The organism is Paenibacillus silvae, from assembly GCF_014639235.1.
In the GTDB taxonomy this organism is placed as follows: Bacteria; Bacillota; Bacilli; order Paenibacillales; family Paenibacillaceae; genus Paenibacillus; species Paenibacillus silvae.
Genome location: NZ_BMFU01000002.1, coordinates 1 through 14,155, shown reverse-complemented (window position 1 = coordinate 14,155; position 14,155 = coordinate 1). Strand labels below are relative to the sequence as shown.

Here is a 14,155-nt window from a genome sequence, read left to right as displayed (position 1 = left end):
GCATTTATATACTTAGGGTAGGTATACTTTTTAAGAATATATGATTGTTTTTTATCGAATCCACGTTGTTAGAACACGTTTATTCAATCTTCTTGCCATAGAGAAAGATAACTTTCATCAGACGATCATCAGAATTATAACTATACATTTTGTAGTTCTTAATCGCTTCTCTCTTAACAGAGTTGCTTGATACAGACGAATTTCCTTCACCATTAGTTGAACGTACTGAATACGTATATTCCATTTTCGGATTCAGTCAGTTAAACATCAAGGCTGGTTCTAGTCTTGCGTCCAGTTTGAACCTAGTAATGATGTATCTCAAATACCGTTAAATATTCTTACAGACGTGTCTTAAAACCTAATTTAATCATCACAAAGGCTCGAAACACATTCAGTCTTTCTAGATTACTGTCGCTGGATGCTCAAAAGATTTCCATTGCGATCATAGATGTATTTATATTTTTCTCCTGAAGGATGAAGTTGAATATAATCTATTCTTCCAGCTGAATCATAATGCATTAGTACGAATTTATTCACTTTATAACTTGTCACATTAGAAACGTTGCCAGCTGCGTCTTTGGAACGAGCAAATACATTAGCATTAGCGGGTATAACGATAGAAGTGTTAGAGTTGTACTCCATCCATGTCACGTAATCTAGTGAGTACTCACGTATCCTAGCATCGTTCGGATATGTGATAATAACGCGAAGATTACTACTCATTGGTTTATCAGGGCGTGCTGAAAACGTTGCATCGGCAGGGGGAGTTACGTCAATATTGCTAATATTAATTGTTTGAATTTTTTTGTTGCCGATGTTGTCTTCAACATAGACAGTGTAAGTATTGTTTGTTTCAACCATAAATGAATTTCCAGTTACAACAGTACCTGCACTTTCAAAATAACTAACAGGCTGATTACCCACGGCAAATTTCGTAGAGATAACTGTTCCACTATTATCATTTGTCGATACTTTAACTGTTACTTTTCCATTTGTAGATGTATCGGGAGTTTGTGAAAGAATAATAACAAGTGGATTCGTAAATACTGGTGCTGTGTATGTACCAATAGATGCAGACCTATTATAATGTGATTCATTTTCACCTTCATAATATATATCCACCATAAACTGATTACCTTTAATATAAAAATCTTTTTGTACAAGCTGGGAAAACCAAGTCAATTCTTTGTCCGTAAGAATATTTAAGCTTTGTATGAGTTTTCCGTTTTTAAATAAAGATAAATCACCATATCCAACTAGCTGACATTTGTAAATCGTCCCATCTGTGTCAATTATCTCTCCATAACTGTTTAAATATGAAACAAATTTACTGTTGTACCCGTACACATAGTCGAATGATACTGTTCTTGACGTGAGAGACCCATCTTTTCGTGTATAGTGTATGACAAATTGTTTATTAGAAATTTTGTCTACTGATATTAATCGAATTGGCTTTGTACCTGTCATTGAGTTGTCCGTTAACATGTAATGATACTGTTGGTAATTTCTCGTGTAATCAATATAACCCTTACTTCCCGGATCACTAACTATACGAATAGTCACACCATCACTTTCCACAACCGTATACATGCCTTCAATCTCAATCGAACCATATTGAGAAGCAGTTGCATAACTAACTTTGTTTATCGAAGGTATTACAAGAAAAGGTTCAAACAAGCAAAAAAAGATTACAATCATTAAAACCTTTGTTAATAGTTTTCTTCGTTTTTTCACTTGACTTCAACTCCCTATAGTTCTTAGGATTTACGATATCAGTTATGCACTTCGCAACATTAACTAGTATTAGCTTTGTATTTAATAAAGATTAAAAATTATTTGGTAGGAACAAGTGACTAGACTAGCGAGGTTGACACAGGCAATCTCTCCGACTAAAGATTTGTTGGTCTAATTAGCACCTGTTTAACCGTTAACCTATTGATCAATTAGAAGGGATCTTCTCTTGTGGAAAAAAGTTTCGTTACCACAAGTTTATTTCCTGACCAAAAATTTAGCTTGAATTGCTTTTGTTCACCTTATAAAGATGAACCTTATCTTCAGTTATTCGTTAACCCCCTATTATTTTAGATCGTTTAATATAAAATTAAATTTTAACAATCGCGTTGAATCTTAGCTTTCTCTTTCCATTTAATATAGATGCAAATTTACAACTCGATTTCATCTTCATACCAAGAAATATTCCAACTCCCCTCAGCCTTATTTCTTTTGATTAATATAAATAGCTATTTCATTATCAGCGATTCTGTACAAATTAGAAATAGGTTTTTTTTGTTTTATTTCGTCTTTTTATGTCGAATTACCCCTAGTTTACTTGTATAAAATCAGAAATTTTATGTGTTATACCTTTATTTGTAATATGTAAATCATTCAATATAAACACACATATTAAATGAAACTATACTATTTTTCATAAGAACGGGTGATTTTCACTTTGTTCTCATACATAGATTAATCACTGGGTAACACAGACAAGACTTCTCTCTTCAAATACAATTAATGTTATTTTTAAAAAAAACCTTTTTGGGGTATACATAAAACCACTAGTTTTGCCGATGAGATTATCACTAACAATATTAAAACCAGATTTTTTGTACAAAGATTGTAACGTATTCATATATGCCTTCTTATTATTCAAATTATGTTTCAGACTATCCTATCTATAAGGGGATTTGTTTCATATCCTCTGTCATCAAACCAATCCTTTTTTCTATGAACTGGTTGCACCTTTCAGGCAAGCTGTATCAACGGAATATCGCTCAATCTAAAACGATTCTGTCCATGTTCCAAAATCATCCTCAGACCAGTCAAGCTGAATCGCATAGTCCACTACTTGAAAAAGACTACCAACATGAACCTTTTTCAAAACCTTGCGTTTGGCTTGATCCCAATTATGAAAAGCACCATCCATAAACTCTACCTTCTGCTCGATCAACTTCGTCACCGGGGTTGGAACCTCTTCCAAGTTTGAAATGAACTTGTTTAAACTTGACCCACTGAAATCTATGTCCTGGTTAGAGGCTGAAGCAATGAACTGCCAGATGAGTTGTTCATCCACATACCGATTTCGGTCTGCTTTGGTAAAAGCGATCTTCTCGAAGAACATGTGCTGCGCAAGCTCATGTACCTTTCTCTAACAGCAGGACTTACCTTCACTCTAGTTTTCTCTATAGATGTCAAGGGAACGGACTGATTCACACGATAGAACATCTCTTCCACTTCTTCAAATGTACAGTCACTAAACTCGTTCACTGTGAAGGTGTACGTAAGGAATTCAAATTGCGATCAGAAATCAGAAGACGAACTCTTTCTTGTCCTTGGCTTGGGACAAGAACTTGTACCGATAAAACAAAAAACCAGCTAATGTTTGTCAAGCCTTATTGTCTTGGCTGGACTACAAGAAACTGATATAATTTTCTCTGTACCCCAAATAACCTCCATTGGCGCGGAGGTTATTTGGATAATTATAGGTATTAATGTGTATAGGGCTCGCCCTTTTTCAAGATGGCGTATACGTGATGGAGAAGCTTGTTGGCACAAGCGATCACGACCACCTTGTAAGGCTTGCCCTCTTTTCTTTTCTTGTCGTAATACTCTTTTAACCTGCGGTTGGCTGCTTTTCGAATTCCGCACTGTACGGCCAGATATAACGCTCGTCGAAGCCTCTTGGAGCCTCGCTTCGTAATCCGACTGCTTGTCGATGTAAACTTCCCTGAGCTGTAAATCCCTGGATCCAGTCCTGCATAAGCGACGAGCTGCTTCGCATCCTGGAATTGACTTGCATTCCAGAGTTCCGCCACGATGGCAGCGTCCAGTTTGCCTCCTATGCCTGGGATACTTTTAACCAAACCTACTTCGGGCAGTTCCATCGCCAGTGCTTCCATCTGTTTTTCCAAATGGCTTAACTGGTTGTCAAACTCCAGCAGCAACACGACCATGCTGGCCAGTGCTACGGTTTGAGATCGGCTTCTACTTTGTCTGTTCCACCCTCCCATAAGTTCCCTCAATCGTTCGGTTTTTTCTGCAATCCATCGCTTCGAATGAGATCTACCCACACATTCCTGAATTAGACCTTCCACATTCTCGGTATTATTCTCCAAGCATCTTTGCAGCACTTTTAGGGACGTTGTCGCATACAAGTTGCAAAAGACTCCGATGAAATCAGGAAACACCTGCTCAAGCAATGCTCTGCTGTTTAGCTTCGCCTGCACATACATAGCGGTCACAAACTCATGCTGCCTGGTCAAGTGCTGAAGCTCACTGTAGGACTCTTCCCACTCGCGATGCGCTTTAACATCCCCACGGTAATACATCTCGGCCAAATGCCAAGCATCTGCTGCATCGGTTTTCACTTTTCGAAGTTGTGTGCCTTTGGATCGTTTCGCTTGCAAAGGATTGATGATGTAGTGAATCCATCCGCTACGTTTCAGATATCCTGCCAAACCTCGATGGTAATGTCCGGTTGCCTCGAAGACAACGACAGGCTCCACACCACTTGTCTCTTTCAGTATGCTGAGCACTTCCCCTAACCGCTCGAAACCTTCTTCACCATGCTGAAGGGTCTCCATCTTTCCATATGGTTCGTTACGCTTTTTGAAGGCCTGAATAACACTACATCCTTTCGCCACATCAATTCCAACAACGGGTTGCATAAAAACCTCCCTCATTCAAATTTACCGGCATTCCCACCTGGTTTCCAAACCCATAGCTTCGCTTGTGATACGAGGTCATAGCCTCAACCAGCTCAAACATGGTCGTTGGAAGGTAGTGAGAGAACAGTTTTTTGTACGGGTTCTTTGTCCCTAAGCCGCCCTCGTTCTCCCGGCTACCACCATCTTAAAACACCCATAAAAATAGGCCAACCAGAAAATTTCTGGCTGACCTAATAATACGAAAAGCCGCTATAATAGCGACTTCAATGGAGCCATATTCGTGTCCTTAAACAGTTATGTCGTTTACTGGCAATCGACTCCGCTGTCCCGTTACTCAACTTATAATCGTTATCTAGAAAAAAGAATATAGACTCCCAACGTTGCCTAGCATCAGTAACCCAGATATGCCCTTCTCCATTACCAAACAAGAATGTTTGGGATATAGCGATCTCTAATGACGGAATCCACCAAGTATGAGCGTCGATCATTCTTCCACACGCTGTTGCGTTGGAATGGCAAATCAAATCGAATACGGTCACGCATATTTAAAAGGCTCTTTGTAGTTCTCTGAATACTTGATCTCTTCATGCTTGTACCCTCCTCATATTAAGAATACAGGACGCATTGTACACGCCCTGTTCTTTAGTCATATATCAAAAGCCTGCTGTATAGATTGATCCTCAAATGACGAAGCTCGAACAATTCGGTCAGAAAATCCCTCTACTCCACGAATGGACTCTTTCCCCAATAATAAGGACAAGACAGAAAATCCTTTTTGTTCCTTCAAGCTACTCCATGCTTTTAAAAAGTCGTTATTTACATGGGCTTCCCCATCAGTGACAAAAATAATGTCCGCTTGATTAAATCGACTTTGTTTAATGACTTCGCTTGCTTTGTTTAAGGGTTGTACAAAATTCGTACCTCCGTCAAGAAAAACGGTAGCAAGCCGAATCATATCCTGCACTTCAATTCTCCCTCGTTCATAAATGATGGCATCAGAAGCATGTGAGGAAAACGGAATCCACGCAAAATCCCTTCTCTGTTTCCGGGCAATGCTCATAAGAGCTAAAGCAAATCCCTTGGAAATCGTATCCTGACCCTTCATACTCCCGGATTGATCGAGACACAGGATAATGGGCCCTTTGCCGAGATGTTCTTTTCCCTTGGTATCATACTGAAGGGTTTGGCCTTCCGCATATCGGTGTAAGAAATCCATTTTGCTAATGGGGCTGGCGTAACTGCCTAGTTCCATCGGCAGCAGTTGCTCAACGTCACTGCCTTGCCGGATTCCATTCCGATCAATCGCATCCTTGTGTTTAGAACGCTGTTTGCGATTGGCAATAACTTTCATTCGTCCTGCCCATTTGGCGATTTCCTTCAACTTTTTATTATGACTCAACTTTTCAGCTAGAAATAATTGTTCTTTTAATGGAACCTTCTTCAGCTCACTATCGCCACTTCCTGCCTGTATTCCACCTAACATAGATTTCACATTTTCTTTAGTCTCTATCACTTCATCAGCAGCCTGAGCGAGCATTTGAGATAATTGAGAACCATTCTGATTAAGCGCTGCGGACAAAGCATCTGTAGCTTGCTGAGAAGCTTCCTGATCCCCTTGAATGAGCTTCTGCAAAGTTTCTGCCAAGTCTTGATCCTGCTTGGCCTGCTCTTTCACCCATCTAAGAACGGTCTCACTGTATTTTGTTGTTCCAATGGCTGCCGCCAAATCATCCAGGCGAGTAAATTCACGAAAATCCAGATATCCTTGATCGGTAATGACTCTTTCCATGAGTTGGCGGTTCATTCCAAGTTCTTCAGGAACATCATTAAGCAACTCTGGCTTCATTTTGAACAAACCCGCCCATAGATCACTCATTAAAGGCTGGATAAAGGGGAAGATGTTCTTCCCCTCTTTTCCGATCTTCTTCAACTTGTCTGACATTTCCATTAACTGTCCAAATCGTCTACGGTCATAGGCATCTGTGTTTAAAACCGATTTCATAGGTACAGTCATCGGCTACACTCCTAACACTTGTGACGCAATACCACTCAGAGAGCTTTGGACAGTTGCAATTGCACTCTCAATTTCTTGCCTGTTTGGATTATCTTTTTGAAGTTTTTTCAGCTCATTGACCAACGATTTCAGTTTCTTCGTACTTTCAACAGCAACGTCCGTAGAATTACTGGACTGATCCAAATTTTTCATGATATCTGTTGTTTCACCTTCTATTTCTTGAATACGTGTCTTCACTGCATCCTGAGCGTAGTTCCTCACGATTTTCATGACCTTATCGCGCTGTTCTGGTTTTTCCCACAAACTATTCTTTAGAATCATGAGGTCGTCCAAGATAGCCTTATCTCTTCCCGCGAGTACGGCCTTCGCACGAATCACGGAGAGAGTCTGCTTAAAACGCCGATCTGAAGGCCGAATCCCTTCATCCATGAGTTCTCTCCTCATTTTGCTCAAGGCATCAAAAACCTCATCAGGAATCACTACGGTGTCACTAAAAAATTGAAGTTGAAATAGTTCTTCAATATTCATATCCGCAGGAACTGGTGGAGATCCTTTCAACATAGATACAAAAGATTGATCTTCGCCGATGTAGTCCACCTCAAACCTTAGTAGAAATCGGTCAAACAATGCCTCCAATCCTTCCCCTTCTTCCGGGTACTCATTCGAGCTCCCAATGAGTGACATGAGCGGAACTTGTGCTGGCGCGCCATCATTGTAAAATATCCGTTCATTTATGAGTGTCAAAAGTGCATTCAAAATGGCACTATTCGCCTTAAAAATCTCATCGAGAAAGGATGTATGTGCCATTGGTAATTTGCCAGACGTGTTCCGCTTGTACACACCCTGCTCCAATTCCTTTAAGGATACAGGTCCAAATAACTCCTCTGGTGTACTGAAGCGTGTCAGCAGCCATTGAAAATAATTCGCTCCTGTAATTCGTTTGGTCAGATCACTTACCATTGCGCTCTTTCCTGTTCCGGGAGGTCCTATCAACAAGGCATGTTGACGAGCAATCATGGCTACCATAAGCCCTTCAATAACTTCTTCACGTTCTGCATATTGTTGTGACAACGCATTTTGAATTTTTTTAATTTTCATATTTAATTCCTCCATATCTTATTTTAGAAATCAAAAAGAGCTGAACCTAAATAGGAATAGGGTCAGCTCCGTTTCATCAAGAATATGTGAAAATCAGTCGGCCATATTTGCCAAAGCTTCCGCAACTCTCTTACGGATGAGCGCAACATAAGCCTCCATTTCTTGCAAATTCCCTGTAACAATACTTTCGTAGTCTTTAAAGTTGCTCACCACATTTTTCGCATCTTCAAGAATAGCTTTTAGATCATTCTTCTTGAGCTGATTCTCAACCCCGTTCTCACAAGCAGCCAGCGTTGAACGGAGATGATCCATCAATTTACGAGTCACCATGTTTTTCATATCCAACGTGTTCATGACAGGAACCTTCTCTGCTTCCCCTTTTTCAAGAGAAACAATAAAGCGGATCAGTGCATCCAAGTTCCCATCAAATTGTGCCGGAACAAAATAGACACCTCCAGATGGTCTTACTGGGGTTGGTGACATACTCTTTAAAGCATTCGTAATCACAGTTCGCAATGTCGTAGACCCATAGTTGTTTCGGAAGATATCAAATTGTAGGGCAGCATTACTAACGAGTTGCTGCGCCATGGAAGAGACGTAACTGGCATCTACCTTCTCCGTTTTCCGATCCAGTACTAGCGATCCTACATCCGGGATGTAGTTCAACCTTCTCCCTTTGGTATCGACTGTTTCGCAAACCAAATTACGCTGAACGAAAGCGCTCGTCGATGCTACCTCTCTAAACATGTAGTTTTCATACACACCTGGCGACATCTCCCGTTTAAACTTTTCACTGGTCGCTCTTCTAAAAGCATCTGGTAGACGGATTGCGTTCGGCATCCACCCTTCTCCCAGCCCTGAATCAATGAGTTTCTGTTTCAAGTCGTCAGGGGTGATTAGCATATTAGATAACGAGTTCCAGGTTAAGAATCCAATTGCATCTCCTTGACCAGCCGGAACCACAACAGCATCTTTTAAAATTGAGTTCAATGAAATAACCTCCTCGTTTTTTGAATAAAGAAGAACACTTGAAAGTTGCTCAAGTGTTCGGATCGACATTATATGCTTGCTTAGAGATAGTCTTTGGCTGGCTTACTTCCACCATAAAGTTCAAAGTTGGTTGTAATAAAGTGCTCCAACTCCTCACGAGTAACCCCATCAAACTCTTCAAGTCTTTCGTAAATGTACATTTTTTCTAATGCTTTAGCATAACTCGGATAAGACTTTTCCACGATATGTTGAATCGTACTCCAGTGCTGGACAAATCCACAATCGTAGAAAATGTTATTCCCGACATCAAGTACACCAAGACCGGTAGCCCCAAATCCTCTTTTCTTAAAGTCAATTTCCAACTTCTTGTAATTTTCTTGTTCAAAAATAATTTCGAAGATGAGTTCACCATCTTGCTTCCAATTTTCCAACGTAATGAACTCAAGATTGTGTCGTTTAGTGTACTCCCTGAGCAAGTTTTCCAAAGATTCATCCGACAGTTTAGACAAGTATTCATAACATGCAAATTGCTTTGCTTTATAAAACTTCCCTTGAATATTCTCTTCAACATGCCGCTGAAGGACAATCCGTACAAGTGCCAGCGGGTCATATGTAAATTTCACTGTTTTCATCCTACCTTACCTCCCTTGTCTGTAACAGATATCCTACACGCTGGCAATATTCCAAACGACTCATCCTGCCTAACATGTAGTTATCAAAAACACGTTCAATTGAATAAAATACCCGCTCTGGACAAACTCTCCAATTATTTCTCACTTCATATCACTCTCCTTATTAAATTGAAAAGCCGATTTCTTCGCATGAGAGTACATGCATGAAATCGGCTTTCTGTATTGTTCAAACTATACACGAAACATTTTCACTCTCGACATAACGATTGAACTCTCATTCATTTGTTGTGTCAGGTCAGCAATATTAGATACCAACTGCTTGCGGCCTTCTTCCCGTTCTTTAATGTCATCCAGCAAGTCTTGCCCAAAGACCATTATTTGCTGCACGCTTTGCCAAAAAGGTTGTCCTTTAAGGGCCTGCACGTTAATCTCATTTCCGTCCGTTTTGTAAAAGAAACTTTGAGTTTCCATATCGAAACGGACGGTATCACTTATTTTCATTTCTGTCTCAGTGGTTCCCCATATTTCTTCAGCGACATAAACGGTTACTCCGGCCATCATCTGAAGGAAGTCCACGGCATTTTTATGACACTTTTTCTCTTCATGAAGGAACCCACCTACAGCTGTATGAATCGCACTTTTCGCATTTTTACCTCTGAACAGATTTAACATCTTAACCATCCTCTCAATTTTTAATGAAACGCAAAAAAGCCGATCTCCGCACGGACGAATCCATGCAAAAATCGGCTTTTAAAACTCAGTAACAATGCTTTTCCAAGAGCCTTTCGGTACTCTTCATTCCTTGTCTCCAGCAAAAGGGAGCTGTGGAACTTCATTGGCCTTTGCCTTTTGTCCTACATTTTTCCTCTCTTCATAACTGTCATCAGCACGAAGGTGTAGGTTGAGGTAGTGTACTAAACTTGTTCTTTCGATACAAGTTACCCTGCTGTTATCAACTCTGTGAAGTGCAGAATCATAGCGTAGGGCATTACCCTTGTCTCCAGCGAATGGGAGTTTAGGACTAAGGAATAAATTACACATCCATTGTATCATTCGTATACGAATTAGTACAGTCCTATTAGAAAAATATTCGATTTAGAACTTTTAACTATTTTCATATGTGGAGTTAGATAACTAATCATTGATTAAAATTCAATCGCTATTTTAAAGGATATTAAGCTAGCGGTTATCCCCCTTGTTTTCCTTTAATAGATATTTGGGATATTTATATATTTTCAAAAACAGAGATCGATCTATGGAAGATTAATCAAAAGCATTCGGGAAATCCGATTTAGTTGCAACTATTTGCTTTTGAATTTTTTTATCAATGCCTAGTTTTCCATTATCATTGCTACCCCAAGACCATAAAGAACCATCTGTTTTCAAAGCATGTGAATGATTGCTTCTTGCTACGATGGCAACAACATCAGTTAGTGGAGAATAGGAATTATCTAAGACTTGAACTGGAGTATTATAAGAGAAGTTTGTGGTTCCGTTACCTACTTGTCCACTGTTATTTACTCCCCAAGCCCACACTGATCCGTCCTTTTTCAGAGCCAAAGTAGCATTGCTACCTACACTTATTTGTTCAACATTGGTGATATCAATAGATACGGGATAGCTTCTCTTAATTTTTGTACCATCTCCGAGTTGACCTTGTGTGTTTCTTCCTGAACCATAAACTTCACCACTATGAGTTATAACATATAATCTTTCCGGCCCAACCGAAAAGCTTTTTACATCTTCAATTGGATATGGTACTGGTGAGGGTTGATCTTCATCACTATTCTGTCCTAGAGAACCAGTTGCTCCTTGTCCCCAAACCCACAAAACATTATCCTCATCTAATGCAGCGCTAGTACGTTCATTTGAATCAATCGCTACAATACGACTCAATCCCTGAATTTTAGTAGGTACACCAATCGGTTCTCCTTTAGTTCCGATTCCTAGTTGCCCGTATGAATTCCTCCCATACGACCACACAGTTCCATCATTTTTCAAAACTATAGTAAAACCATCTGCTGCTCTTGCCTCTTTAACGTTATCTATTAGAGAACTTTTAGTTGGTACTTTCAAATTCTCTTGCCTTTTACCAGTGCCCCCTTCTCCATATGCTATATATCCCCAAGACCGTAGTGTCCCATCATTTTTTACTAAAACTGAGTGTGTCCCCATACCACCATCTATCATGGATATATCAGATATATCAACCTTTAAAGGAATAGCTGAATAATTTCCAGCACTCACTCCTAGTCTTCCACCTTGTCCAACTGCATAAAAAGAAGAACCATCTTTCATAACAAGATAAGTGTTATAGTTGGCTGCTGTAAGAAGATTATCATAACTTGAATTAGGGGCAGCGCTAGCTATTCCCGAACTTAATCCAACCATTGTCACTAGTGACAGTACACTTAGTAAAAATCTCTTTCTTAACATGACACTCACACCTTTCTATAATTTTAAATTTATTCATCATTTATATAATAAAACCAATATTTAGTAATTTAAATACCTTTTATACAATGTTATAAGAATTATGTTTCTCCATCTTGACTTTAAGATATAGTTTTAAAACAATTGATTTATTTGATATTAATAAACTTAAAGGAAGATAACTATTGTTTTATATGCCTGTTAAAAATATTTATTATTTAACAAAACTTCGTTTTGATACTTAAATTGTTCTTATGTTTTGACTACTTCTGTAGTAAAGCAATCTTATTTTTTCTTATCATTGACATATTCTTCTGGCATGATGTAAAACAACTCAGAAACCTCGTCTTCGTATTAAGCTATATGAACTGGGTACGTGTCCCAATCTTCAGCTATTTCCTAATAAAAAAAACTTCCAGATAAAAAGATCACTCTTTAAAGAGCGACCTTTTTATCTTTAACTAACTGAATCATCAGATTTTCCAGTTCCAGTTCCAGAACTCCTGACCCTGACATAGCACTAAACGATGTAGCCATTCCGTAAAATCAAGAGGTATCCACACCGCATTCTCCATGTTCTCCATTGCATCAAGAAAAAATAAATACGAATCTTCACCATTTTTTAATTTAACTGAATCAATACAAATTGCACCAATTATATGATCGGTCCATGCGATTGGATAACAATGTTTTGGAATGTTATCATATTCACCTGAAATAATATTAATCTTCTCAAGACTTAACAATTCTGTCCCTCCACCATAATGAGCATGTTGAAATAATATTCCCCCATTATGTTCTCGAAGAAATATCTTATAATCCTCAGGGAATAACCAATCGTTTTTCTCATATAGTTTACTTATCTCTTCCGAATCCGCTCCCTTATTCCATTCGCACTCAAGAAGTTGACTTTCACTCCCAGGAATTAGACTTTGAAACGGATTCTCTGAGGAAGCATTTTTTCTTAGAAGTCGTATAATCTGTATGATATCAGTTTCCAAAATTCTGCCCTCCAAATTATCAATAATTTCTCCACCAATTATTTAATTCAGTGTGATTTTTTATACCATTTTTTTCACTTGATCCAGGTTTCCACAATGGAATTAAATTAGACACGGAATCCTGACCATTATATTTTACAGGACGCATATGATGGATTTGTACATCAGTCCACTTAAAATAAGTTGGTGCCCCCCAATTTCTTTCATAGTATTCAATAAAATTTTCTCTGTATTTCGAACCAGGGGTTCTTGCATTAGCAGTAAGATTAGCAGGTGGCTCCCACATAACAATACCAGATTGTCTGTCTTTGTAGTCACTAGGGTATTTTATGCCTTTTTTATTCAAAAGCATCACATCACTCGATGCTGATGCTGCTGTTATCACTAAACTCCCATCAAAGTTGGCCTTTGCTACAGTTACACCTTTCCAATATTTTGTGATCGATATTGGGCTCTCCAATACAAATTCTTCTTTCAATTTCACTGTAACATTTTTTTCTTTATCATTACTATAGACACCAGATCGCGTATTACTGATTGTATTTTTAAGTGAAACAGTATAATTTTTAGGTTTTGTACCGGAACCGCTTACATTTGTTACTGCACCTGCGGACACAAATTTAGGTTTATCTATAGCTATATCAGCTACCAAGTAAAACATATCCATCCGATACGTAAGTTTGTTATTTTGAATACTGTATTCATTTTTAATTTGTGGAATAATATCCTTAATATCATAAACTTCTGGTTCTTTAGTTGAATAAATAAGCTGAGAACTAGCATTGTCAATATCAATAGAATAATATAACGTTTCTTTATCAAGAATTTCAACATCATTATACAATTCAAAAATCTTACTAGAATCAAATTCAGAAAAAAGATCCTCATTACCAATTTGTACTACTTGATCTTGATCTTCACTCACATTTGATTCAGGAGAGGTAGCCCAAAGTGTTGTTTGTAGAGAAAGGCTAAGTATTAAAACATAAACTAAAGATAGTATCCAATGTTTAAACCTCATTTCGATCGAATCCTCCTTGTTAGATGATTTTTATAAATAACTCCTATTTAAAAACCTATCCACCCTCCTCTCTGTAAACATTGGAATTATTTACTATAATTAGATTCTATCAACATACTCAGGAATAGTAAATAAGTCAATTTTTACATACAAATTTATCTGAAAGAACCTTGACACAACGAACACTTTAAAAAATTCTAGAGTAAAAGGCTGGGCAAAACCCAGCCCCTCCTCATCAAACCGTACGTGAGGTTTTCCCTCATACGGCTTTCCGATGTTCGTCATTCATGAGCATGCAA

The 14,155-nt window shown here is 38.5% G+C and carries 11 protein-coding genes; all 11 read right to left on the bottom strand.

Annotated features, from left to right (window positions below):
• Positions 1–405: 405 nt before the first annotated feature.
• The 11 genes from IEW26_RS06145 to IEW26_RS06095 all read right to left on the bottom strand — a co-directional run bounded on the left by IEW26_RS06145 (position 406) and on the right by IEW26_RS06095 (position 13,856).
• Entirely contained in the window at positions 406–1,734 is a 1,329-nt protein-coding gene (locus IEW26_RS06145; protein WP_188591719.1) for a hypothetical protein, read from the bottom strand.
• A 1,045-nt stretch (positions 1,735–2,779) separates the two neighbouring features.
• Entirely contained in the window at positions 2,780–3,121 is a 342-nt protein-coding gene (locus IEW26_RS06140) for a hypothetical protein (protein WP_188591718.1), read from the bottom strand.
• 367 nt (positions 3,122–3,488) lie between these two features.
• Positions 3,489–4,667, bottom strand: a complete 1,179-nt coding sequence (locus IEW26_RS06135) for an IS110 family RNA-guided transposase (protein WP_188591717.1) — start codon at positions 4,665–4,667, stop codon at positions 3,489–3,491.
• A 646-nt stretch (positions 4,668–5,313) separates the two neighbouring features.
• A complete protein-coding gene (locus IEW26_RS06130; RefSeq protein ID WP_188591716.1) occupies positions 5,314–6,681 on the bottom strand; it encodes a vWA domain-containing protein in 1,368 nt (455 codons plus the stop codon).
• 3 nt (positions 6,682–6,684) lie between these two features.
• Positions 6,685–7,779: an AAA family ATPase gene (locus IEW26_RS06125; RefSeq protein ID WP_188591715.1), complete on the bottom strand. Its 1,095-nt coding sequence runs from the start codon at positions 7,777–7,779 to the stop codon at positions 6,685–6,687.
• A 93-nt stretch (positions 7,780–7,872) separates the two neighbouring features.
• The gene (locus IEW26_RS06120; RefSeq protein WP_110896800.1) at positions 7,873–8,769 is read right to left on the bottom strand and encodes a DUF6744 family protein; all 897 of its coding nucleotides are present in this window, start codon (positions 8,767–8,769) and stop codon (positions 7,873–7,875) included.
• Positions 8,770–8,849: 80 nt separating this feature from the next.
• Positions 8,850–9,401: a hypothetical protein gene (locus IEW26_RS06115; protein WP_188591714.1), complete on the bottom strand. Its 552-nt coding sequence runs from the start codon at positions 9,399–9,401 to the stop codon at positions 8,850–8,852.
• A 231-nt stretch (positions 9,402–9,632) separates the two neighbouring features.
• Positions 9,633–10,073, bottom strand: coding sequence for a hypothetical protein (locus tag IEW26_RS06110; RefSeq protein WP_188591713.1), 441 nt, complete (start codon positions 10,071–10,073; stop codon positions 9,633–9,635).
• A gap of 591 nt (positions 10,074–10,664) precedes the next feature.
• Entirely contained in the window at positions 10,665–11,837 is a 1,173-nt protein-coding gene (locus tag IEW26_RS06105) for an RCC1 domain-containing protein (RefSeq protein ID WP_188591712.1), read from the bottom strand.
• Positions 11,838–12,307: 470 nt separating this feature from the next.
• Positions 12,308–12,835: an SMI1/KNR4 family protein gene (locus IEW26_RS06100; RefSeq protein WP_188591711.1), complete on the bottom strand. Its 528-nt coding sequence runs from the start codon at positions 12,833–12,835 to the stop codon at positions 12,308–12,310.
• Positions 12,836–12,854: 19 nt separating this feature from the next.
• A complete protein-coding gene (locus tag IEW26_RS06095; protein ID WP_188591710.1) occupies positions 12,855–13,856 on the bottom strand; it encodes a hypothetical protein in 1,002 nt (333 codons plus the stop codon).
• Positions 13,857–14,155 lie beyond the last annotated feature (299 nt).